General features: G+C 60.1%; 19 protein-coding genes and 1 riboswitch. Of the genes, 6 read left to right on the top strand and 13 right to left on the bottom strand.

The genetic code is table 11. From position 1 onward, the window contains the following. Window positions 1-172 precede the first annotated feature (172 nt). The 3 genes from zapE to ACRRSD_RS10235 form a co-directional block, all read right to left on the bottom strand. Window positions 173-1,267 carry a cell division protein ZapE gene (zapE, locus tag ACRRSD_RS10225; protein ID WP_034156483.1) on the bottom strand — a complete coding sequence of 365 codons (1,095 nt, stop codon included), beginning with the start codon at window positions 1,265-1,267 and terminating at the stop codon, window positions 173-175. A 90-nt stretch (window positions 1,268-1,357) separates the two neighbouring features. Next, window positions 1,358-2,713, bottom strand: coding sequence for a tryptophan--tRNA ligase (locus ACRRSD_RS10230; RefSeq protein ID WP_435037980.1), 1,356 nt, complete (start codon window positions 2,711-2,713; stop codon window positions 1,358-1,360). 24 nt (window positions 2,714-2,737) lie between these two features. After that, complete coding sequence (locus ACRRSD_RS10235; protein ID WP_435038496.1) at window positions 2,738-3,367, bottom strand: alpha/beta hydrolase; 630 nt, start codon at window positions 3,365-3,367, stop codon at window positions 2,738-2,740. A gap of 144 nt (window positions 3,368-3,511) precedes the next feature. On the opposite strand from ACRRSD_RS10235, the gene ACRRSD_RS10240 reads away from it, so the two are divergent. Then, the gene (locus ACRRSD_RS10240) at window positions 3,512-3,946 is read left to right on the top strand and encodes a YhcB family protein (protein WP_007917055.1); all 435 of its coding nucleotides are present in this window, start codon (window positions 3,512-3,514) and stop codon (window positions 3,944-3,946) included. 225 nt (window positions 3,947-4,171) lie between these two features. On the opposite strand, the gene ACRRSD_RS10245 is transcribed toward ACRRSD_RS10240, so the two are convergent. The 7 genes from ACRRSD_RS10245 to ACRRSD_RS10275 form a co-directional block, all read right to left on the bottom strand. Further along, the gene (locus ACRRSD_RS10245; RefSeq protein WP_435037981.1) at window positions 4,172-4,909 is read right to left on the bottom strand and encodes an OmpA family protein; all 738 of its coding nucleotides are present in this window, start codon (window positions 4,907-4,909) and stop codon (window positions 4,172-4,174) included. Window positions 4,910-5,026: 117 nt separating this feature from the next. Next, entirely contained in the window at window positions 5,027-5,671 is a 645-nt protein-coding gene (locus ACRRSD_RS10250) for an MBL fold metallo-hydrolase (protein ID WP_273916959.1), read from the bottom strand. A gap of 65 nt (window positions 5,672-5,736) precedes the next feature. Continuing rightward, window positions 5,737-8,472: a LuxR C-terminal-related transcriptional regulator gene (locus ACRRSD_RS10255; protein ID WP_435037982.1), complete on the bottom strand. Its 2,736-nt coding sequence runs from the start codon at window positions 8,470-8,472 to the stop codon at window positions 5,737-5,739. Window positions 8,473-8,647: 175 nt separating this feature from the next. Continuing rightward, window positions 8,648-10,012 (bottom strand): DUF1329 domain-containing protein, encoded by a 1,365-nt coding sequence (locus ACRRSD_RS10260; RefSeq protein ID WP_038361026.1) that lies wholly within the window; start codon window positions 10,010-10,012, stop codon window positions 8,648-8,650. A gap of 26 nt (window positions 10,013-10,038) precedes the next feature. Continuing rightward, window positions 10,039-11,928, bottom strand: a complete 1,890-nt coding sequence (locus ACRRSD_RS10265) for a DUF1302 domain-containing protein (protein WP_435037983.1) — start codon at window positions 11,926-11,928, stop codon at window positions 10,039-10,041. Between the two features lie 337 nt (window positions 11,929-12,265). Beyond that, window positions 12,266-13,948, bottom strand: coding sequence for a fatty acid--CoA ligase (locus ACRRSD_RS10270; RefSeq protein ID WP_435037984.1), 1,683 nt, complete (start codon window positions 13,946-13,948; stop codon window positions 12,266-12,268). Between the two features lie 146 nt (window positions 13,949-14,094). Continuing rightward, the gene (locus ACRRSD_RS10275; protein ID WP_435037985.1) at window positions 14,095-15,279 is read right to left on the bottom strand and encodes an MFS transporter; all 1,185 of its coding nucleotides are present in this window, start codon (window positions 15,277-15,279) and stop codon (window positions 14,095-14,097) included. 85 nt (window positions 15,280-15,364) lie between these two features. On the opposite strand from ACRRSD_RS10275, the gene ACRRSD_RS10280 reads away from it, so the two are divergent. After that, window positions 15,365-16,129 (top strand): AraC family transcriptional regulator, encoded by a 765-nt coding sequence (locus ACRRSD_RS10280; protein ID WP_435037986.1) that lies wholly within the window; start codon window positions 15,365-15,367, stop codon window positions 16,127-16,129. Window positions 16,130-16,254: 125 nt separating this feature from the next. On the opposite strand, the gene ACRRSD_RS10285 is transcribed toward ACRRSD_RS10280, so the two are convergent. Continuing rightward, entirely contained in the window at window positions 16,255-16,884 is a 630-nt protein-coding gene (locus ACRRSD_RS10285) for a LysE family translocator (RefSeq protein ID WP_108226027.1), read from the bottom strand. A 241-nt stretch (window positions 16,885-17,125) separates the two neighbouring features. Here ACRRSD_RS10285 and ACRRSD_RS10290 point away from each other — a divergent pair, with 241 nt between their 5' ends. The 3 genes from ACRRSD_RS10290 to ACRRSD_RS10300 all read left to right on the top strand — a co-directional run bounded on the left by ACRRSD_RS10290 (window position 17,126) and on the right by ACRRSD_RS10300 (window position 19,959). After that, complete coding sequence (locus ACRRSD_RS10290; RefSeq protein WP_435037987.1) at window positions 17,126-18,091, top strand: 2-hydroxyacid dehydrogenase; 966 nt, start codon at window positions 17,126-17,128, stop codon at window positions 18,089-18,091. A gap of 33 nt (window positions 18,092-18,124) precedes the next feature. Then, window positions 18,125-19,123 (top strand): methyltransferase, encoded by a 999-nt coding sequence (locus ACRRSD_RS10295; RefSeq protein ID WP_435037988.1) that lies wholly within the window; start codon window positions 18,125-18,127, stop codon window positions 19,121-19,123. Window positions 19,124-19,162: 39 nt separating this feature from the next. Beyond that, window positions 19,163-19,287: riboswitch (yybP-ykoY riboswitch) on the top strand. 87 nt (window positions 19,288-19,374) lie between these two features. Continuing rightward, window positions 19,375-19,959, top strand: a complete 585-nt coding sequence (locus ACRRSD_RS10300; RefSeq protein ID WP_007912813.1) for a TMEM165/GDT1 family protein — start codon at window positions 19,375-19,377, stop codon at window positions 19,957-19,959. Between the two features lie 49 nt (window positions 19,960-20,008). On the opposite strand, the gene ACRRSD_RS10305 is transcribed toward ACRRSD_RS10300, so the two are convergent. After that, window positions 20,009-20,827: a M48 family metallopeptidase gene (locus ACRRSD_RS10305; protein WP_435037989.1), complete on the bottom strand. Its 819-nt coding sequence runs from the start codon at window positions 20,825-20,827 to the stop codon at window positions 20,009-20,011. A 263-nt stretch (window positions 20,828-21,090) separates the two neighbouring features. Between ACRRSD_RS10305 and ACRRSD_RS10310 the strand changes: the two genes are divergently transcribed. Next, a complete protein-coding gene (locus ACRRSD_RS10310) occupies window positions 21,091-23,232 on the top strand; it encodes a methyl-accepting chemotaxis protein (RefSeq protein ID WP_435037990.1) in 2,142 nt (713 codons plus the stop codon). A 207-nt stretch (window positions 23,233-23,439) separates the two neighbouring features. On the opposite strand, the gene ACRRSD_RS10315 is transcribed toward ACRRSD_RS10310, so the two are convergent. Beyond that, window positions 23,440-24,063, bottom strand: coding sequence for an SOS response-associated peptidase (locus ACRRSD_RS10315; RefSeq protein ID WP_150693150.1), 624 nt, complete (start codon window positions 24,061-24,063; stop codon window positions 23,440-23,442). Window positions 24,064-24,091: the final 28 nt, after the last annotated feature.

Here is a 24,091-nt window from a genome sequence, read left to right on the forward strand (position 1 = left end):
CTCAAAGACTCCTGTGGGAGCGAGCTTGCTCGCGAAGGCGTAGTGTCAGCCAGTGCTTGTATTGCTGACACACCGCTTTCGCGAGCAAGCTCGCTCCCACAGAGTTCGGGGTGAATTTCAGATACAAAAAAGGGCCTGCATTTGCAGGCCCTTTTTCTTTGCCGAAAGCTGTTTAAGGCTTGTGCGCCCGCGACAGGAATTCGTGCGATTGCATCTCGAGCAAACGGCTCAGCGTGCGCTGGAACTCGAAGTTCAGACGGCCGCCGGTGTACAGATCCTTCAGCTCGACTTCAGCCGAAATGATCAACTTCACGTTGCGGTCGTAGAACTCGTCGACCATGTTGATAAAGCGGCGGGCGATGTCGTCGGTGGTGACGCTCATCTGCTCGACACCGCTAAGCAACACGGCGTGGAAGATCTTGCCCAGTTCAATGTAGTCGTTCTGGCTACGCGGGCCGTCGCACAGTTCGCGGAAGTCGAACCAGGCCACATCATCGCAGGTACGCAATGCACGGATTTCGCGATTTTCGATCATCAGTACATCGTTCTCGACCGCGGCAGTGCACTCTGGCGTCAGTGCCTTGAAGCTCTTGCGCAGGCTTTCGTGAGCGGCTTCGTCGAGCGGATAGTGGAACAGCTCCGCTTGTTCGAGGTGACGCAGACGGTAATCGACACCGCTGTCGACGTTGACGATCTCGGTGTTCTGCTTGATCAGGGCGATGGCCGGCAGGAAGCGCGCACGTTGCAGACCGTCCTTGTACAGACCGTCCGGCACGATGTTCGAGGTGGCGACCAGGGTCACGCCATTCTTGAACAGCTCTTCCATCAGCGTGCCGAGGATCATCGCGTCGGTGATGTCGGAGACGAAGAATTCATCGAAGCAGATCACCCGCGACTCGGTCGCGAAGCGCTTGGCGATAATGGTCAGCGGGTTCTTTTCGCCGCCGAGGGTTTTCATTTCTTCGTGCACGCGCTTCATGAAGCGGTGGAAGTGGGTGCGGGTCTTTTCCTTGAACGGCAGCGCTTCGAAGAAGGTGTCGACCAGGTATGTTTTGCCGCGACCTACGCCGCCCCAGAAATACAGGCCCTTGACCGGCGTCTGATCCTTTTTGCCGAACAGTTTGCTCAGCAGACCCGGCTTGTTCTGATCGGCGGCGATCAGATCCTCGTACAGACGCTGCAAATGACGCACAGCAGTTTCCTGCGCGGCGTCATGGAAGAAGTCCGGGCGTTTCAGATCAGCTTGGTATCGTTCTAGGGGCGTCATAATTCGTTAGCAAGGCAACAAAAACGGGCCGTCACTGTAGCGACGGCCCGTGGGAATGGCAATCGGCCCTTGGTCGGACCGTGCCGCCGATTAGTCCTGAACCGGGGTCAGCGCGACGCGCAAAGCCTCGATGGCCGCGTCCCGCGCAGCAGCGTCGGCGAACGCCGGGCTGTCGCCGACACACTCACCTTCGAGCCAGACGCTGAAGCTCAGGTCTTCGCTGCGCACGTCCAGTGGCTGGCCGGATTGCAGTTGCTTGGTTACCTGGCCTGCGGTTTTGCCGTCGGCGAAGTTGCGCGACAGCAGCAGTTGCTCGCCATCGGCCGCCAGCAGACGGAAGCGGAAGCTGCCGTCGTCTTCGCGGAAGCTGACGAAACGTGCGGCTTTTGCGGCTTTCTTCTTGGTCGTCGCGGCAACCTGAACCTGATTGACGAAGGAGCGCAGGCCAACGGCTTCGCGCAGTTCGTTGAGGAACGGCGTTGCCACGGCACGGGCCTTCCTGGCGCCGATCTGCAGGATGTCTTCCAGATCCGCCGGGCGCTCGATCAACTGGTGATATTTGTCGCGCGCTTCGCCGAGATCGTTGTCGAGCAGCTGGAACAGACGGTTCTTCGCTTCGCCCCAACCCAAACCGCCGAGCAGTTCGCTACGGAACTCGTCAGCCTGCGCTGGCGTGGCGAAGGCCTGGAACAGGGTGAACAGGTGCGAGTTATCCGGATCTTTGGCTTCGCCTGGCGCTTTGGAGTCGGTGACGATCCGCGAGATCGCGTCCTTCATTTCTTTGGCGCTGGAGAACAACGGGATGGTGTTGTCGTAGCTCTTCGACATCTTGCGACCGTCGAGGCCCGGCAACGTCGCCACGCTTTCTTCGATCAACGCCTCGGGCATGGTGAAGAATTCTTTGCCCTGACCGAACAAGTGGTTGAAACGCTGGCCTATGTCACGGGCCATTTCCACGTGCTGGATCTGGTCGCGACCGACCGGAACCTTGTGCGCGTTGAACATCAGGATGTCCGCCGCCATCAGTACCGGATAGCTGTAGAGGCCCATGGTGATGCCAGCGTCCGGGTCTTCACCGGTCTCGACGTTCTTGTCCACCGAGGCCTTGTAGGCGTGAGCACGGTTGAGCAGGCCCTTGGCGGCCACGCAGGTCAGCAGCCAGGTCAGTTCAGGGATTTCCGGGATATCGGACTGGCGGTAGAAGGTCACGCGGTCGACATCTAGGCCACCGGCCAGCCAGGTCGCAGCGATTTCCAGACGCGAGCGCTGGATGCGCAGCGGGTCATCGCATTTGATCAGGGCGTGGTAGTCGGCCAGGAAGTAGAACGAATCGGCATTGCTGTCGCGGCTGGCGAGGATCGCCGGGCGGATGGCGCCGGCGTAGTTGCCCAGGTGCGGCGTGCCGGTGGTGGTGATGCCGGTGAGGATTCGGGTACGGTTCGTCATGGGTAATCGCTTGTCAGACTGCAATCAATTCGAGAGACGCGGCAGGATCAGATCCTTGAGATCGGTCAGCTTGCCATGAAAAAAGTGTCCGCATTCTGCCACTTTCAGCAGCTCATGGGGGCGCTGGAGTTGGTCAGACCAGTCGTAAACCAGTTGCGGATCGATGACTTCGTCGGTTTCCGGCTGGATCACAGTGAGCTCGCCCTGCTGCGGCAGTTGATCCTGCTCGCCCAGGCGCATTACTGCTGGCGCGACCATGAACAGGTGCTTGAGCTGCACGCCCTGGGCTTCGAGACGACCGCCGAGACTTGCTGCAACAAATCCGCCGAAGGAGAAACCGAACAGGGTCAGCGGCAGATCCGGGTGTTTCTCGCGCAGCCACTTGGCGGCAGCCTGGGCATCGTCGACTTCACCGGTGCCCATGTCGTGCGCCCCTTCGCTGGCGCCGACGCCGCGATAGTTGAAGCGCAAGGTGATCAGACCTGCGTCGCGCGCGGTGCGCTGCAGGGTCGAGACGACCTTGTTGAGCATGGTGCCGCCCTGCACCGGGTTCGGATGACAGATCAGCGCGATGCCGATTGGCTGCTCGTTATCCAGGTACAGAGACTCAAGTTGACCCACCGGGCCGTCAATCACTACAGGGGTTTCACGCATCAGCAAGGAAGGAACTCCGTGACCTCGAATCGGGTCGACTCGTCTAGCAAATTGTCTGTGCCAATCTATTGCGAGTGAATCGCGGTATACAGCGCAGGTTCGAGCCGTTAACGTAAAGCAAAGCCGTTTATAGAGGAAGGACTCGTGGAACACTCGCTCTTAGTTTGGTTGTTACCGACTCTTGCCCTGGTTGTGGGTGTCGCCATTGGATTCCTGATCGCGCGCGTTGCGCCGAACGCCGCGCCGAGCCGTACGCAGCGTCAACTGGATGATATCCAGGAGCGTTTCGACAGTTATCAAAACGAGGTGGTCACCCACTTCAACAGCACTGCGATGCTGGTCAAGAAGCTGACCCAGAGCTATCAGGAAGTACAGGATCATCTCGCCGAGGGCGCCAATCGTCTGGCCCTGGACGAGCAGACCCGCCAGCGCCTGATCGCTGCCCTGCATGCTGACGCGGCAGTCGCGCCACGTGAACGCCTGACGCCACCGCGCGATCAGGAGCCGCCACGTGACTACGCACCGAAGACCCCGAACTCACCGGGCATGCTCGATGAGCATTATGGTCTGAAGAAGTAATCCGTCTTCGCTGACAAACAAAAAGCCCCCGGACAGTGATGTGTCCAGGGGCTTTTTTGTGTCTGTAATCTTCGGTGTTTGTAGCGGCCCCTTCGCGAGCAGGCTCGCTGCCGCAGGGGAATGCATTCAAATGTGGAAGCGAGCCTGCTCGCGAAGGGGCCGGCACAGGCCAGACAAAAAAATGCCCGATCACAGGACCGGGCATTTCTTCATTCGGGCAAGCGCTTACGGATACTGTTGCACCGTACCCGGCTGCTGTTGCTGCTGACCACCATACTGCTGACCCGGAATCGCCTTCAGGTTGACTTCAACCCGACGGTTCTGCGCCCGGCCATTGACGTCGCCGTTGCTGGCAATCGGGTTATCCGGACCGGCGCCACGGGCCGACAGGTTGGCACCGCTGACACCTTGCGAGGTCAGGTAGGTCGCCACGCTCTGCGCACGACGCTGGGACAGGTCCATGTTGTGCTGGCGGCTGCCCGTGCTGTCGGTGTAGCCAACGATTTCGATCTGGTTCTGGCTGAACTCTTTCAACGAACCCGCAAGGTTGTTCAGCGGCTGATAGAAGCTGGAGGCGATGTTCGCCGAATCGGTAGCGAAGGTGATGTTGCCCGGCATAATCAGTTTGATCTGATCGCCCTGACGCTGCACCTCAACCCCGGTGTTGGCCATGCTCGCGCGCAGTTTCTTTTCCTGCTGGTCGGCGTAATAGCCGTAACCGGCAGCGGACGCACCGACGACGGCAGCACCGATCAAGGCACCCTTGCCACGGTTGTTGTGGTCGATCGCGGCACCGGCGAGCGCGCCGGCCAGAGCACCGAGGCCGCCGTACTTGGCGGTTTTGCTCATGCCTTGCGAGCCACCGTCGGCCTGCCCTTGATTGTCATACGGGTTGGGCGAGGCGCAGCCGGACAGCAAGGCCACGGCAGTAGCGACAATAATCAAACGACGCGTGGTGAACATGGAGAGCTCCTACTTTTTTTGCATTCTGTGGTGCAGCGGCCACTGAGTAATGGACCTGTGCGGGCGTTGGATCATGACAATGCACAAAAATTCCACGGAGCACTCGTGACAAAATATTCAGGCGCGCACAAACGGGTTCTCGCGCATTTCATCACCCAGACGCGTGTCCGGCCCGTGACCGGTCACCACGGTCGCATCCTCGTCCAGCGTATATAGCCGCTGCTTGATCGAACGCACGATGGTCGCCTGATCGCCGCCCCACAAATCCGTGCGCCCTACGCCGCGACGAAACAACGTGTCGCCGGCAATCAACAGCTTAGCTTCGGAAAACCAAAAGCTCATGGAACCGGGTGTATGTCCCGGCGTATGCAGGGCAACGCCGCAACCGCAGGCCAGTTCTTCATCGTCGCTCAACCAGCGATCTGGCGATGGCACCGGAGTGTATGGCACACCGAACATCTGGCACTGCATTTCGAGGTTGTCCCAAAGAAACTGGTCTTCCTTGTGCAAATGCAGGGTCGCGCCGGTTTTTTCCTTCATCTGCCCGGAAGCGAGGAAGTGATCGAGATGCGCATGGGTGTGAATGATGCTGACGACTTTCAGGCCATGCGCATCGAGACGCGCCATGATCAGGTCGGGGTTGCCCCCCGGGTCGACGACGATGGCTTTCTTGGTGATTGGATCGCCGATGATCGTGCAGTTGCACTGGAGCGGGCCGACGGGGAAGGTTTCACGGATCAGCGCTGAGCCTGGAACGGTCATGGAGGGTAATCCTGGAAAAATAGTCAACAACGGTTGGAACCGGACAAACCGGGATTTTACCGTCGCTAAATCATTAACCCCAGCTCTTTGGCCCGCGCCACCGCCTGCGTGCGCCGCTCGACCCCCAACTTGCTGTTGATATGGCTGGCGTGGGTTTTCACGGTGTGCAGGGAAATGAACAATTGCTCGCTGATCTCCTGATTCGAGCAGCCTTGAGCAATCAGGCGCAGAACGGCCAGTTCTCGACTGCTGAGCTGTTCGGCCACTGAAACCTCCGCGACGGGACGCGCAGCGGGAACAGGCAGGTGCTCCAGCAATTGCTGGCTGACGGCTGTCGAAGCGATCGCTACCAATTGCCCGCGCAACCAGTCGCCATGCGCCTTCACCAGCAGATCGAATGGCTGCGCCACGCCGCCGGTGGCCGCCTCCAGTGCCTGACTCAGGGTTTTTCTGGCCTCCGGCTCACGCCCCCCCGCGAGCAGCAACGCCACCTTCTGCGTCAACGCCATCACACTGAGCAACTGTCGCCCGGTTTGCTGGCCGTTTTCATGCAACACGTTCAACCGCCCTTCGGCGAGCATCGGTTGCCCCTGAATCAGGTCGAGCAGCGCTTGTTGCAGTTCCACATGCAACGGCAGCTGTGGATGAAACTCTGGTGGTGCGGCAGCGCGTTCGCCCGTGTACGTCTGGCCCAATCGCGCCAGCCACGCCTCGGCCAGATCGGTGCGGCCCTGCGCCAGCCACAGCTCGCATTTGACCAGTGTGATCATCGCCAGGTAGTAAATGGGCGGCACGTCCCAGATGTGCATCAGGCGTTCGGCTTCAGCGAGTTCGGCAAAGGCCTTGGCGAACTCGCCAGTGGCGCCGTCCAGGCGGGCGATCACGCAGTGGCCGATCAACACGCTGATATCGCGACAGGCGCGTGCCTCGCCAATTCCGGCCAACAACCGCACGCGTGCCGCCTGAGGCTGCAAGCGCATGGCCAACAGAAAACCCTCATACAACGTCAACCGTGCGCGCACCGCATACAGGCGTTGTGGTGACAAGCCGCGCAAGCGCTCCAGGCCCTGATGGACTTCATCGAGTGCGCGCAGAATTTCACCACGCGATTGCAACACCCGTGCACGGTCGTAATGGGCCAAAGCTTCGAACAGCGGATTGCCGACCCGTTGCGCCAGTTCCAGGGATTCACGGTTAAGACCGCGTGCGCGCCACAGATCGCCATCGGCGATGGCCAGATTGGACAGAGTCGATAAACACATCAGCCGCTGGCCATAACGTTTGGCCGGCAGGCTTTCCAGGGCCTCGGTGCAATATCTGATCGTCAACTCCCGATGCCCACGCCCTCGAGCGATGATCCCGCTCAACGCCAGCCATTGCGCCAGCATCGACTTTTGCGCCGTGGCCGATGGCGCCGGCAGGAAACGGCTCAGGTGGCTGGACAACTCTTCGGCGGCATCGAGCTGGCAGGCCAGCCCCAGCGCCCAACTGTAGAGAACGATCAAACGCGGCGTGCTGATCAGCAGGCTGTCGGGCAAATCCATTTTCCAGCGCAGCAGCATGCCGACGTTCTGCTCGGCCAGTAGTTGTTCTTCGGAAAGGTTTTGCACCAGATTTGCCGCCACATCGAGGTGGCCTGCGCGTAACGCCTGCTCTACTGCCTCGTCAAGCAAGCCCTGGGCATTGAACCAGCGACAGGCACGCAGGTGCAGCGTGGCCGTCGGCACCATCGCTTGCGCGATCGGTCGGCTGCGCAGCAGATCCGAGAACAGGTGGTGATAGCGATACCAGTGACCGTGCTCGTCCAGCGGCACCAGAAACACCTGATGGGCCAGCAGGAAACGCAGGATCTCGGCGCTGTCATGAGCTTCACGCACGGCATCGCACAGTTCGCTGCAAAAACGCTCTTGCGGTGCGGTGTCGTAGAGAAAGGCCTGTACTTCGGCGGGCAGGCAATCGATGACTTCTTCCAGCAGATAATCGCGGATCAGCCCTTCCCCGCCGTTCAACGCTTGTGGCAGCGCCGCATCACTGCCCGCTTCGGAAACCGCCAGCAGCCAGAAGCGCAAACCGGCGACCCAGCCCTCACTGCGCTGGATCAGGTTTTCCAGCGCTTCACCGCGCAGTGAGCTGCTGTGGCGATCGAGCAAGGTCAGGGCTTCGTCGTGGGTCAGGCGCAGATCCTGCTCGTGCAGCTCCAGCAACTGCCGGGACAGACGCAAACGCGCCAGATGCCAGTCCGGGCGCTGGCGACTGGTGACCATCACCAGCAAGCCATCAGGCAAATGATTGAGGAAGAACTGCAGACAACGGTCAAGCACCGGGCCTTGCGCGAGATGGTAATCGTCGAGCACCAGTAGCAGTGGTGCGCCGGGATCGAGGTGCAACGTCAGCTCATCAAGCAAGCCGTCGAGCCATTCTTCGAAGGCAAACGGCTGATGGCGTTGGCGCATTTTCAGCAGGCCGAGCGCGCGACTGCCCAGTTGCGGAAAGTAGTCCTGCAAGCCTTCAAGCAAACGTTCAAGAAAGCGTCCGGGGTCGCTGTCGCGAGGGCTCAGCCCCAGCCAGAGGCTTTGCCAGTGCGCCGGCAGACTCTGACAAAACTCCACTGCCAGCGAACTCTTGCCGAACCCGGCAGGGGCGCTGACCAGCAACAGCCGTCCACCGAGCCCGGCCTGCAGGCGCTCGCAAAGGCGTGGTCGCAAGACGTAGCCGTCAGGTAATGGCGGGCGAAAAAAACGCCCGTCCAGTGCCGCGACGGAAACGCTTGCGGGACCCGGAAGTGGGGACAGATCAGTCATGGCCGGCTCTTGTTCGAATTGCTGTTGGCGGCGTTGCAGATGTCCGCAGACTAGCCTTAAACGAACCGGTTATGAAGGTTGCTGCTACAAATGGCTACAAAAAGGCTACAGGCAAAAAAACGCCCCGAACCGGTCGGGGCGTTTTCACGAGGATGCGGCCTCGGGTTACAGCGGGTTAGCGAACGCCATCCTGACGCAGTGCGGCCGGGGTGAAATCGCTGGTGGTGGCAGTGAAGCCGAAGTCATACGCACTCTTCTCTTCGTTCTTCATGCCCAGTGCCAGATAGCGGCCGGACTGCAGGTCGTAGAGAGTTTCCAGGGCATACCACGGCACTTGCTTGTCGTAGTAGTTCTCCGCGTGTGCTTCAGCGACGCGCCACAGTTGGCCACGACCGTCGTAGTGATCGATCACCGCTGCTTGCCAGGTGTCTTCGTCGATGTAGAAGTCACGCTTGGCGTAGATGTGACGCTGACCTTCCTTCAGGGTTGCTACCACATGCCAGACGCGACGCAGCTCGTAACGCGCCAGGTCCTGGTTGATGTGGCCGGCCTTGATGATGTCGGCGTACTTCAGCTTCGGATCGTCGAGCTTGTAGCTGTCGGAGGCGATGTACATCTCTTTCTTGCCTTCGAGCTTCCAGTCGTAACGATCCGGCGCACCGTTGAACATGTCGAGGTTGTCAGAGGTACGCAGGCCATCCGCCGCAGTACCCGGGCCGTCGTAGGACACTTGTGGCGCACGACGCACACGACGCTGGCCGGCGTTGTAGACCCACGCCGAACGTGGCTCCTTCACCTGATCGAGGGTTTCGTGCACCAACAGTACACCACCGGCCAGACGCGCCGGCGCGGTCACTTTCTGCTTGAAGTAAAACAGGATGTTGCCCGGGTTCGCCGGATCGTAGTCCTTCATCTTGTCACGGAACACGAACTGATCCTGGAAGTACACCAGGCTGTACGAGCCGTTCGGTTGCGGCGTGGCCTGGGTCACCAGACGGGTCACGCTGCCGCCGCGATAGCGGGTGATGTGGTTCCAGATCACTTCCACACCGCTTTTCGGAATCGGGAACGGCACTGCCGTGTCGAAGTTCTCCAGACCGTTGCCGCCGGACACCAGGTTGGTGGTGGTGGCGTTTTTCTTGATGGCGGCAAACACGTCATCCGGCACGGTTGCGCCGCGGTGGGACGGATAAACCGGCATTTTGAAGGTCTCCGGGTAACGCTTGAACATCGCGTATTGACCCGGCGCCAGCTTGTCCTTGTACTTGTCGACATCCTTGGCGGTGATGGTGAACAGCGGTTGTTCACTCGCGTAAGGGTTGGACAGGAAGCCCCGCGCATCGACGCTGCCGGCGTTTTTTGGCAGCGGCTTCCACGCCGGGATCGAATTGTCGGCGTTGCCGGCCATTTCCGCGCCCATCGGGGTCAGGCTTTTACCCAGCTTGTCCGCTTCGGCAGCGGGAACCGCCGCCATGACACCTGTCGCCAGCAGCGACAGGCCCAGAACACCGGCGTGGAACAGACTCTTTGTTATTTTCATAAATTCGTTCGTCCTGAATGCAGTGCTTAGAAGTTCACGCCGAAGCTGAGCGCAACAAAGTCGCGGTCATCCACAGTGGTGTACTTGCCGTCAAAGAAGTTGGTGTAAGCAAGGCTCGCGGTGTAGGTGTTCTGGTATTCGGCATCGACACCCAGGCTGACCGCTTTGCGACCTTCCTCGAAGTTGCCGCCAGGGCCTGGCGAGTAACCGCTGACGTCGTGAGACCAGGCCACGTTCGGCTTGAGGTTCACACCGGCGAAGACGTCGTTGTATTCCCAGATCGCGCGGCCACGGTAGCCCCACGACATCGAGGTGGTGAAGCCGTCGTTGTCGCAATTGCGGCTGCGGTTGTTCTGCGGCGAACCCGGCCCGGCACCATTGATGGTGCTGGCGTTGAGAATGTTCGCGCAGGTATTCACACCGCCAGTGGCCGGCAACTCACCCGGGCCATACACCGGATCGCGGCCATAACGCTTCTCGGAACGGCTTTCCAGCCCGCCGACGTAGGTCGCGCCGACTTCGCCAACGAGGGTCAGACGGCTGGCGCCCATGACCTGATCGAAGAAGTGCGTGAACGTCGTCTGGATCTGGGTGATTTCCTTGCGCTCGTAACCGTGCAGATCCTGACCCGGCACACCATTGAGTATCGAAGCGTTGGTCAGTGCACCGCCGATCGGACGCACACCGGCGAACAGGATGTCGGTGGAGTTCAGTTGTACCGGCGCGTTCGGACGGTAGCTGATCTCACCGCTCCACGCCGTACCGGTAGGCAGAGTGGTGGAGAAGCTCAGACCGTAGAGGCGAATGTCTTCTGGGTACTCGATGAAGTAATTCGAGTTACCCGCGACCAACAGCGGAGCGAGTGCGGCAAACGGCCCCGGCAACGCGCGCGCGGTGTTGTAGACCGATTGCGGTGCACCGGTGGCGCTGAAGATCGGCGCACGGCTGTGGTAGTTCATGAAGTAGGCGCCGAACTCGGTGTCGAGCGGCTCGTACATGTACTTGAAGGACGCGCCCCACTGACCGCTGTCACGGGCATCGCGGTCCGGACCACGGCGCACCAGAACGCCTTCTTCGTTGACATTGACACCGTTGGCGGCCAATGGCCCCAAAGCGATGGCCGGGATTTGCGAACGCTTGTTCAACACGCGCAGGTTGTCGTTGCAACCGTCGGCCACGATGTCCGGCTGCGAGAAGAACGTGCCGCAGTTATCGACGACGGTCTGGTCCCATTCCAGTTGATAGAACGCTTCGGCCGAGAGGTTTTCGGTCAGGCTCTGGGACACGTAGAACATGTTGACCGGGATCAGGCCTTCCTTGATCTCGGCGCCTGGACGACGGAACGCGGAAACGTCGATCGGGTTGATCGAGTTGATGCCGCCGCCGATGAAGGTACTTTCACCCCAGCTCACCACCTGCTTGCCCAGACGTACGGAACCCGGCTGATCGGCGATTGCGTAGTTGTGGTAGACGAAGGCGTCGAGGATCTGCCCGCCGGCCGACTTGGCGCCCTCTTTGCGGCCCGAATCGCTGATGTCCTTGAACTCGCGGCTTTCATCCTTGAGTTCGAAGTCGTACCAGTATTTGCCACGGACGAACACGCCGGTGTCGCCGTATTTCAGTTCAAGGTCATGGATGCCCTTGAAGATCTTCGAAAAGGTTTCACCGCTCTTGAAGTTGGCGTGACCGTCATCGGACGTCTGCGACAGGCCGTGGCCGCCGTTGTTGACGCCGATCAGGTTCTTGTTCGGGCTCTGAGTAGACCAACTGGCACCGATCGACAGGGACGAGTCGAACTGGCCTTCGATTTCACCGACGTTGAAACTGACGCCGAATGCGGGCCCGGCGAGCGAAGAGGCAAGACTGACTGCCAGAGGCAGTTTCGCCCGGCGCCAGAACTGGTTTACTGAGGTCATCGACGCTACTCCATGTGCATTATTGTTATGGCAGTGAGTACTTTTAAAAACGTCCGAAGGACCGGGTGCCAGAGACAGCCCGAAGTCACTCCAAAGATGCATCGCCCCGATTTGTGCGTGTGCCCCGTTCTTAAAAATCCTTGAGCGGACTATAGCCAGCAGGTGGTACTGCTTGATCCCTCTAAAGTGTGATTTGCAGCTGCCGGCCACTCTGGAACAGTCCTTTCGCCAGTCCGACGCATGTCGGCACGGCAAGGATGGCTGATTTTTTCGATTTCACAAGCCAAGCGCTTGCTTGGTGGGTCTGGCGCGCCGTTTTCGGCGCGCCAGCAGACACTCAAAGTGTCGAGAGGAAGGTACTGTTGTTGGCCTGCCATTCGGTGATATCGAGGCGGATGCGCTTCTTGTCGAGCTTGCCGACACTGGTCTTGGGAATTTCGGTAACAAGGGCGATCTGACTCGGAATCGCCCACTTGCTCAGGTGGCCCAATTCCACGAACGGCTTGAGGTGTTCCTTGAGCTCGCGCGCCCCGATCACATGCCCTTCGCGGATCACCAGCAAGGCAAACGGACGCTCGCCCCACTGCGGATCGGCGATGCCCACCACTGCTACTTCGCGTACCGCGACGTGACGACTGATCAGGTCTTCGAGGTCCAGCGAGGAGATCCACTCGCCGCCGGTCTTGATCACATCCTTGATGCGGTCGCGGATGTCGATCACGCCCATGCTGTCGAGCGTGGCGACATCGCCGGTGTGCAGCCAGCCGCCGGCCCATAACTCGGCGCCCTTCTGCGGCTCGTTGAAGTAACCTTCGGTGAGCCATGGCGCACGCAATACCAATTCGCCTTGGGTTTCGCCGTCGGCCGGGAGAAAGTTACCCTCGCCGTCGACAATCGCCGCTTCCACCAGCGGCCCCGGTACGCCGGCCTTGATCCGATAGGTGGTGCGCTCGTCTTCGCTGCCCGCCATCAACTCATCATTGAGGTGCGCGCAGGACACCAACGGCCCGGTTTCCGACATGCCGTACGCGGCGGTCAGCTGAATGCCGCGCGCCTTGGCGGTTTCGTACAGGGTGCGATTGAGCGCACTGCCGCCAATGACGATTTTCCAGCCGCCGAAATCGGTGCCTTGTGCGCCCTTGGCGTTAAGCAGCATTTGCAAAATGGTTGGCACGCAGTGGGAGAAGGTGACATTTTCCTTGCGCCACAAATCCACCAGAAACTCCGGATCGTAACGTCCCGGATAAACCTGTTTCAGACCCAACATGGTTGCCACATACGGCAGACCCCAGGCGTGAACGTGGAACATCGGCGTGATCGGCATGTACACATCGTTGGTGCCAAGCAGGCGCACGCTGTCGATGGAGCCCATGATCGTCGACACGCCCATGGTGTGCAGCACCAGTTGCCGATGGGTGAAGTACACACCTTTCGGGTTGCCGGTGGTGCCGGTGGTGTAGAACGTGGTGGCGACCGAGTTTTCGTCGAAGTCCTGGAAATCGTACTGCGGGCTAGCGGCCTCTAGCAGTTGCTCGTACTCGCCGACCAGATTCGGCAGCTCGGCGGTTTTCTCCGGCAGATCGGTCAGCAGCAGGGTTTTCTCGACTGTGGTCAGGTGCGGCGCGATCGCTTGGTACAGGCCGACAAACTCGCTGTTGACCAGTACAAAGCGGTCCTCGGCGTGGTTCATGGTGTAGAGGATCTGCTCAGGCGACAGACGTACGTTGATGGTGTGGATCACCGCGCCAATCATCGGAATGGCAAACATGCACTCCAGATAACGATGGCTGTCCCAGTCCATCACCGCCACAGTGTCACCAGCCTTCACGCCGGCCGCCGTCAGCACGTTGGCCAACCGCGCCACGCGCTCGATCAGGGTCGGGTAGCTATAGCGAATCTGGTCGCGGTAAATGATCTCGCGGGTTTTCTCGTAACGGGCGCCGGACATCAGCAGCCGCTTGATCAGCAATGGATACTGGTAGGCCCCATCGGCCGGGGGAATGACGCGAGTCTGCAACATAAGAATCCCTTTTCTGACTGCACGGTGTTGGCGTAGAGATCGGTACTCTAGAACCCTTATACGCCAGCCAAATCAGCCAAAGGAATGATTTGCAAAGCCGTACAAATGCTAGCTTTGCGCCAGCATTTGCCGATTTTCGTCATCGATCAGGCCGTTTGTCCTACAGCTGCCTCAGAAGGAGTCCGTGGGAATACGACTGCGGCAAGGAAGGTCAACGCGCCGAAACCTGCGAGAATCAAGTACAGGCCTACAAAACCATGGCGCGGTTCAACATAGGAAATCAGCGGAATCGCCGTCGCACTGGCGCCGAACGATAAACAATAACGCAGGGCGAACACCCGTGATTGCCATTGCGGGGCGACGAAGTTGGCGACCATCGCATCATTGACTGTTACCTGCCCGAACACCACGAACATGAACGCTGCACCGAGGGCGATTACCGCCCATCCGTCGGCATAGGCCAGCGCAAGCAGCAGCGGTGCCTGGCACAACGTCAGGACAATGAACGGCCATTTCAGGCTGAGCCGATGCAATACACGACCAATGCTCAATTGCGCAACCGCACCAAAGGCATACGCCAGACTGACCACCACACCGAGGGTTTGCGGCGAAGCGAACAGCTCATGCAAACGCTCCTGAAACAGCTTTGGATAGGTCATGGTGGTGGCGTTGAACACCACGCCGCCGGTGGCCGTGGCCAACGCCAGCACGCCGAACACCATGACCATCGAAATACGCTGACCGGTGGCACCCTTGAGTGGTGTGTGCGCACGCTTCGGAATCGGTTCTTCACGCACCTGCAAGGCGAAGCCAAAACCCAGCACAATCGCCATTGCGCCCGGTATCAGAAACGCCGAGCGCCAGCCGAACTGCGCCACCAGCAAACCGGTGATCAGCGCCGAAAACGCCACGCCCAGATTACCCCACATGCCGTTGATGCCAATTTCGCGACCACGGTTCTGCGCGTAAGCAACCAGCATTGCCGTGCCGACCGGGTGATAAATCGCCGCGAAAATACCGATCAGGGTCAGGCCGATCACCAGCATCGTCGGACTGTTACTCAGGCCGGTAAAAATCGCCGAAGCGCCAATACCGAAGAAAAACACCAGCATCATCTGCCGCCGGCTCCAGTGATCGCCCAGCCAGCCAGCGGGTAGCGAGCAGGCGCCAAAAGCAATGAAACCACCCAGCGACAGGCCGATCAGCGTAGCGTAATCGAGACCGAACGCTTGAGTCATGCCGAGCACGGCGGCGGGAAAAATCAGCATGAACATGTGATCGATCACATGCGCGGCGTTGATGTAGCGAATGACATTACGGGATTGATTCATGGCGGCACGCTTTACGTTGTTGTGTGCCGTTTATGCTAGGTTGGCCGCAAAGCGCATTCCTGCCAAGCAAGTCATCGAATCAGACATGTTGATCAGCCACTTCGAACACGGCCCGGTGAGCGCCTACCCCAGGGATTATCTGGACGGCGCCCACCAGCCGCTGCACCTGCATCGCGAGGCGCAGTTGCTGTATGCCGCCAGCGGGATCATGCGCGTGGTCACGCAATCGGGTGCGTGGGTGATTCCGCCGAGCCGCGCGGTGTGGATTCCGCCCGAGATGGCGCACGAGATTTTCATGAGCGGCGATGTGCAGATGCGCTCGCTGTTCATCGCCCCAGAACTATCACCCGCCAGCCTGCAACAGTGCTGCGTATTGGCGGTGACGCCGTTGCTGCGCGAGCTGATTCTGCGTGCCGTGCAAGGGCCGCCGCATGCCGACAATCCGCTGATTCAGCAGTTGATGCTGGAAGAACTTGCCGGTCTGGAAAACCTGCCGCTGCACATTCCGATGCCAACCGACCGGCGTCTGCAAAACATCTGTCTGGCACTCCTGCACACCCCGGATCACGCCAATACGCTGGAAGACTGGGCGCAGCAGGTCGGTGCCAGCTCACGCACGTTGGCGCGGCTGTTTCAGCAACAATTGCAGATGAGTTTCAACGCCTGGCGCCAGCAACTGCGCCTGATGGAAGCCCTGCCGCGCCTGCTCGCCGGGGACAGCGTGCAGCGTGTGGCGCGGGATCTGGGTTACGGCAGCGCGCGGGCGTTCAGCGCGATGTTTCGCCGTTTGCTTGGGGAAAATCCCCGCGAATACCTGAACAACCTGAGCAAGCTCAGCCAACTTGTGTAGGAATTACCCAACCCCCTGTGGGAGCGAGCCTGCTCGCGAAAGCAATCTTCCAGTCACTTGTGATTTCGACTGATCCGTCGCCTTCGCGAGCAGGCTCGCTCCCACAGGTTGTTCGCAGTGTTTTCTCAATGCATCTCGGTGAACGCGATCTTCACGCCGAGAGCGATCAGTACCGCGCCCATGGTGCGATCGAACCAGTGGCCCATGCGGGCGAAACCGGCGCGTACACGTTGCTGGCTGAACAGCATCGCCACCAGGCAGAACCAGATGGCGGTCGCAACGGCCAGGTAAATCCCGTAACCGGCCTGCACGGCCAGTGGCGTGTGCGGATTGATCACCACGGTGAACAGCGACAGGAAGAACAGCGTGGCTTTCGGGTTCAAGCCATTGGTCACGAAGCCCGAGGTGAACGCGCCGCGCGCCGTGCGTACACCAGCCTCTTTGTGCAGATCATCGGCCACGACTTTCGCCGGTTGCGCCCGCAGCGCCTTGAAGCCGATGTACAGCAGGTAAGCGGCGGCCGCCCACTTCAACGCGTTGAACAGCACGATCGATTGCGACACGATCAGGCCGATACCCAGTAGCGAATAACCGACGTGGAGAAAAATCGCCGTACCCACGCCCAGGGCGGTCCAGGTGCCGGCACGGCGACCATGGGTCACGCTCTCGCGCACCACCACGGCAAAGTCCGGGCCGGGGCTGGCGACGGCCAGCAAGTGGATCAGTGCAACGGTCAAGAACTCGGTCCAGTACATGGGGGCTCCTCTGGAGTTGATCGGTCAAGTCGGACTCAAGGCGCAGATGATTTCCCTGTGGGAGCGAGCCTGCTCGCGAAGGCGGTGTGTCAGACAACCACAATTCGCTTGATCCGCCCTCTTCGCGAGCAAGCTCGCTCCCACAGGACTTGCGAGTACCTCTGGCACTGAGTAACCAATTGTTTCATCTGGTAGGCTCGGCAGATTACGCCCAACGCTCACAGCACAAAAGGTACAGTTGATGACGAACACGCGCCGCGCGGTATTCCTTGATCACCCCTCGCTGGATCTCGGCGACCTCGACCTCAGTCCGCTGCGCGCGTGTTTCAGCGATCTGCAGCTGTTCGCCCAGACCTCGCCCGAGCAGGTTGCCGAGCGCCTGCAAGGGGCGACGGTGGCGATCACTAACAAGATCCTGATCGACGCTGCCGCCATGGCCGCCAACCCCGACCTGAAACTGATCCTGATCACCGCCACCGGCACCAACAATGTCGATCTCGCCGCCGCTCGTGCTCAAGGCATCACCGTGTGCAACTGCCAGGGGTACGGCACGCCGTCGGTGGCGCAGCACACGATCATGCTGCTGCTCAATCTCGCTACGCGTCTGGCCGATTACCAGAAAGCCGTCGGCGAAGGTCGCTGGCAGCAGGCAAAACAGTTCTGTTTGCTCGACTATCCGATTGTCGAGCTGGAAGGCAAAACCCTTGGCCTGCTCGGTCATGGCGAGCTCGGCGGCGCCGTGGCGCGGTTGGCTGAAGCCTTTGGCATGCGCGTGTTGCTCGGGCAGATTCCCGGGCGCCCTGCTCGCCCGGATCGCCTGCCGCTGGATGAACTGCTGCCGCAAATCGATGCCCTCACCCTGCACTGCCCGCTCAATGAGCACACCCGCCACTTCATCGGTGCTCGCGAGTTGGCGTCGATGAAGCCCGGTGCGTTCGTGGTCAACACCGCCCGTGGCGGTCTTATCGATGAACAGGCGCTGGCCGATGCCTTGCGCAACGGCCACCTCGGTGGCGCCGCGACGGATGTGTTGAGCGTCGAGCCGCCGACTCAGGGCAATCCCTTGCTCGCGGCAGATATTCCGCGCCTCATCGTTACGCCGCACAACGCTTGGGGCAGTCGCGAGGCACGCCAACGCATCGTCGGCCAATTGACCGAAAACGCTCAGGCGTTCTTCAGCGCTAAGGCGCTGCGGGTCGTCAGTTGATAAACTGCGGCACTTTTTTTTTCAGGAGCAGTTATGGATCCGCGCAGTGAAGTACTGCTTCGTCAGCCCGAGTTGTTTCAAGGTTCGTTGTTGTTGGCCGGTTTGCCCGCCGACGATTTGCTCGGGCGCCTGCCCAACGCATTCGGCTGGTGCTGGCATGCTGGCGATCAAACCGCGCTGGACGCTCGCTTCGAAGGTCGCAGCCATTTCGGCGTGAACATCCCGGAGCGGGAATTCGACAGCGCCGTGGTGTTTCTGCCCAAGTCCAAGGACCTGACCGATTACATCCTCAACGCCGTGGCCTCGCGTCTGGCCGGGCGCGAAGTGTTTCTGGTCGGGGAAAAACGCAGCGGCATCGAAGGCGCGTCCAAGCAGCTCAACCCGTTCGGCAAACCGCGCAAGCTCGACAGCGCGCGGCATTGCCAGCTCTGGCAAGTCACGGTGGCCAACGCCCCTCAAGCCAAGTCGCTGGAAAGTCTGGCGCAGACCTATGAATTGCCTTTGGCCGAGGGTCCGCTGAAAGTCATCAGCCTGCCGGGCGTATTCAGCCACGGTCGCCTGGATCGCGGCAGCGCCCTGCTGCTGGAGCATCTGGACAAATTGCCGAGCGGCCATCTGCTCGACTTCGGTTGCGGCGCGGGCGTGTTGGGGGCTGCGGTAAAACGTCGCTACCCGCACAATCAGGTCACGTTGCTGGATGTGGATGCGTTCGCCGCCGCCAGCAGTCGTCTGACATTGGCGGCCAACGGTCTGGAAGCTGAAGTGCTGACCGGGGACGGTATCGATGCCGCGCCAATGGGTTTGAGCGCGATTCTAAGCAATCCACCGTTTCATGTCGGCGTGCACACCGATTACTTCGCCACGGAGAACTTGCTGCGAAAAGCGGCGAAACATCTGAAAAACGGCGGGGAACTGCGTTTGGTGGCGAACAGCTTCCTCAAGTATCAACCACTGATCGAAGAGCATCTGGGCATCTGTGCGATCAAGGCCGAAGGCAATGGTTTCCGGATTTACCGGGCCAAGCGCGGCTGAAAATTTGTTCTTGCTCAATCGGATTTGCCTAGGCAGAATCCGCTCCGTCCTAGGGGAGTAGTCTCCCACGAGCGCCAAGCTCGTCCGGCATACGTCAACATACTTGATCCTCAGATCATGGCGTATGCGACCCAAGCGTCCGCAGCAGACGGATCGCAGGGTTTGACAAGACCTATGACACGCACACCTTACCCGGGGCGGGAAGGCTGTACGTGTCATAGCCGTGTCGACCCGCCCCTTAGGAAATCCTGATGCTGGACTCGTTACTCGTTCCCACCGCAATCGTTGCCTTGGCCGAAATCGGCGACAAGACGCAACTGCTCGCGCTGATTCTCGCCGCTCGCTTCCGCAAACCCTGGCCGATCATTGCCGGGATTGTCGCCGCGACTCTGGCCAACCACGCAGCAGCCGGTGCGGTCGGCGCCTGGTTCGGCAGTTTCTTCTCGAATGCGACGCTGCACTGGATTCTCGCCGCAAGCTTTACGGCCACGGCGCTGTGGACGCTGGTTCCGGACAAAATGGATGACGATGAAACCAGCACCGCACGCAAGTTCGGGCCGTTCCTGACCACGCTGATAGCGTTCTTCCTGGCGGAAATGGGCGACAAGACTCAGGTCGCTACGGTGATGCTCGCGGCACAATACCCGGATCTGTGGCTGGTGATTATCGGTACGACAGCGGGCATGTTGATTGCCAACGTGCCGGTGGTGCTGGCGGGTAATTTTGCTGCGGACAAATTGCCGCTGACCTTGATCCGTCGCCTCGCGGCTTCGGCGTTCATGATTCTGGCCATCGTCGCGGTGTACAAGGCGATGCAGAGCAGTGGCTGGGTTTAACCCTGAAAGAAGGATCGTTCCCACGCAGAGCGTGGGAACGATCATCGACTCAGGATTTCGGGGCCTGTTCGTACAGCGGCATAACCTTCGGAATCGCCGCCTGCAACGAGGCGATCCGGCTGGTAGAAGCCGGGTGAGTGCTCATGAACTCCGGCGGCGAACCCTCCGACGCCTTGCTCATCTTGTTCCACAAAGTGATCGCGGCGTTCGGGTTGTAACCGGCGCGTGCGGCCAGCTCCAGACCAATCAGGTCGGCTTCGTTTTCGTTGGCACGGCTGTTCGGCAGGGTCATGCCGTAGTTGGCCACGGTGTCGGCCAGCGCCAGACTGTCCTGACCCAGACCGAGCAGCGCACCCGCGCCTTGTTTGGCCATTTCAATGCCGTACGCCTTGGACATCGCTTCACGACCGTGCTCGCGCAAGGCGTGGGCGATTTCATGGCCCATGACCGCGGCGATTTCATCGTCGGTGAGTTTCAGGCTGTCGATCAGCCCGGTGTAGAAAATGATCTTGCCGCCAGGCCCGCAGTTGGCGTTGAGTTCATCGCTCTTGATCAGATTGACTTCCCACTGCCATTGCGCCGCATCCGGACGGAATTTCGGCGCCTGGGCGATCAGGCGGTTGGCAATCGCCTGAACCCGCTTGGCCTCGGGGCTGGTCTTGTCCAGCACACCTTTGCTGGAGGCCTCGCCGACGGTCTTCTGATACGACTGGGCATACATCTGGTCGACCTCTTGCGAGGACAGCATGCTGAACATGTACTGTTTGCGTTCCACGCCCACGGCGCCGCCGCTGGTGGTGTTGACCGACTGACAACCGGCCAGCAACAGCGCTGCGCTCAGTGCACTTACAACCAATGTCTTGTTCATTCAAAAGCTCCCTGAAAACCTGTCGCGTATCCTAGGCGGGTAATTGTATCGACGCCAGATACAACGGACGTATTGCAGCGACTTTCAGCTGTTTCCCACCTGACCTGTCGTAAAAAATTCACAGCGACCGCCAGGCCCTGTGCAACTGCGTCGCGCACTGATCCATTTGCGACACGCGCATTCAATTCCGCCCTGCCTCACTCATGGCCCCATGCCGCCTGCCGATACATCAGCGCAGACGTCCTCTTGCGTGCGGAGCTCCCATGAAGTTCAAGTCGATCCAGTTTTCCGTTGCAGCCCTGGCTGGCGCCATCGTACTTAGCGTAGTGGCTGCGCTGGTGCTGTACGCGCTGTTCTCCGGTGCGCGCACGCAGGAAATGGTGCAACAGCGCACCCAGGCTCAGTTCGAGCAAGTCATCGAACAGCGCCTGACTTCGCTGGCACAAACCCAAGTCAGCCAGATCCAGCGCGAACTCGAAGCGCCGCTGCTGATTGCCGGCGGTCTGGTGCGGGTCAACGCCTTGCTCGGTACGCCGGGCGCCGATGGCCAGCCACGCCTGACCGTCAGCCGTGAGCAACTGATCAGTCTGATCAAAGAGAACGTCGAACAGAACCCGAAGATTCTCGGCACTTACATCGGCTGGGAAAAAAATGCCCTCGACCACAACGACGCAGCCTACGTCGGCACCAGCGTGGTCGGTATCGACGCCGCCAACGGGCGCTTCCTGCCGTGGTGGTTCCGCAATGACGACGGCACCCTCGGCCTGGACAAACTGGTCGACGTCGACGACCAGAAAACCCTGTCCACCGGCGTGCGCGCCAGCGAGTACTACCTGTGCTCGAAAGAAACGAAGAAAGCCTGCGTGATCGATCCGGCGCCGTACAAGGTCGGCGACAAGATCGTCATGCTCGCCTCTTTTATTGAACCGATCATGCTCAACGGCGCCTTCCAGGGCATCGTCGGTGCTGACCTGTCGGTGAACTTCATTCAGGAAATGCTCCTCGGCGCCAACCAGAAGCTGTACAGCGGTGCCGGGCAGATGGCCCTGATCGGCGGCAACGGCCGGATCGTTGCCTACACCAAGGACCCGAGCAAATTCGGCGAAAAAGTCAGCGATATCCTCGACGCCGAGCAGATCGGCAACCTGGCCAATCTCAAACGCGGCGAAGTAACTTACTCCGTCAACAAGGACAAGGGCCGCATCGAGTTGTACCTGCCGTTCGGCATCGGCCAGACCGACGCGCGCTGGACATTGATGCTGCAATTGCCGCTCAACGCGGTGATGGCGGATCTGCAAAAACTGCAGGCCGACCTTGATGCTCAACGCAAGTCCGACACGTTCGGCATGGCCATGGTCGGTCTGCTCATCGCCGGCATTGGCCTCCTGGTGATCTGGCTGGTCGGCCACGGCATCGCCCGACCGCTGAAGCAAATGGTCGCCATGCTCAATGACATTGCTCAGGGTGAAGGTGATCTGACCCGACGCTTGAGCAGTGATCGCAGCGATGAGCTCGGCTCGATCGCCAAGGGCTTCAACACCTTCCTGGCCAAGTTGCAGGCGATGATCACGCAAGTGGTGACGTCGGTGCAGAGCGTCAGCGATTCTTCGGAACACACCGCCGACATCGCCATTCGCACCAACATCGGCATCCAGAAACAAATGGCCGAGATCGATCAAGTCGCCACGGCAGTGCAGGAAATGACCGCCACCGCGCAGGACGTCGCACGTAACGCAACGCAGGCGGCACAAGCGGCCAGCCATGCTGATCAAGCGGCCAGCCAGGGCATGCAGATTGTCCGTGACACCTCGAACTCGATTGGTGTGCTGGCGGTGGAAATCGGTAAGGCGGTAGACGTGGTGCAGACGCTGGCCAAGGACAGCGAAAACATCAACGCGATTCTCACGGCGATTCGCGGGATTGCCGAGCAGACCAATCTGCTGGCGCTGAACGCGGCGATTGAAGCGGCGCGTGCCGGTGAACAGGGTCGTGGTTTTGCGGTGGTGGCAGACGAGGTGCGCAATCTGGCGCAGAAAACCCAGAAAGCCACTGAAGAAATCCAGAGCATGATTCAGCAACTGCAGCAGGGCACTCGCGATGTGGTGCGGGTCATGGAGGACAGCCAGAACCGCACTGATGAAAGCGTTCAGCACGCGGCGAAAGCGGCCGAGGCGCTGGAGACGATTACCCAGGCGGTGTCGGTGATCAACGACATGAACACGCAGATTGCCAGCGCGGCGGAAGAGCAGAGCGCGGTGGCGGATGACATTAACCGCAATGTGATCAATATCGGGCAAGTGGCGAATGAAGTGGCGGGTGGTGCGGATGAGTCGAGTTCGGCTAGCGCGGATTTGACCAAGTTGGCGGAACAGCAGCGGCGGTTGATCAATCAGTTCAAGGTCTAAAAAGCGAAAAGCACCCTCACCCCAGCCCTCTCCCGGAGGGAGAGGGGGCCGACCGAGTTGTCTCCCGTCATACATCGACCTGAAAAATCGTGGCGATTATGGATTCGGTGAAGAGCTTTCAAGTCGGTGTGTTTCGTCAATATCCCGCGGTCAGTCCCCTCTCCCTCTGGGAGAGGGCTAGGGTGAGGGGCTTTTGATCTACAGGCTTTAACCCGGGGTCAAACACTCCGGCCCATTGAGCTTCGGATCATTGATCAGATTCGCCAACACCCGCTCGCGCAGCGCCGCCGGTTCACTGGCCAGCAACCCTTGCAACACATGCAATGGCGTTTCGGGATCGAGCCACGCCGCCTGCCCTGCTTCATCAAGGATCAACGGCCGCCGCTGACTCGACGCCGGCTGAGTAATCACCGCCGTACTCAACCACACCTGCTCCTGCACCGGATACGCCTCCCAGATCGCCGCAAAAAACAGCGAAGAGCCCTCCCCCGGCGTCAACCAGAACGGCCGCTTGCGCTGGGTCCCGCGCCATTCGTAAAAACCATTCGCCGGTAGCAGGCAACGACGCTGGCGCAGCGCCTCACGAAACATCGGCTGCTCAGCCACGGTTTCCGCCCGGGCATGCGCCGGGGTTTTCGACAGATCGGTCAGCCATGGCGGTGTCAGGCCCCAGCGGGCGCGGGCCAACGTGCGCTGGCCATCTTCACCGGCACGCAGCATCAACACCGAATCATTGGGGGAAATGTTCCACTGCGCCTGCTGATCGGCGGGAAAACCTGGCAGGGCCGCGAAATCGCGGTTCCAGCGAAACAGGGCATAACGTCCACACATGGGGCAACACGACTCTGAAGTAAAACGA

This window comes from Pseudomonas neuropathica (assembly GCF_051174785.1).
In the GTDB taxonomy this organism is placed as follows: domain Bacteria; phylum Pseudomonadota; class Gammaproteobacteria; order Pseudomonadales; family Pseudomonadaceae; genus Aquipseudomonas; species Aquipseudomonas neuropathica_A.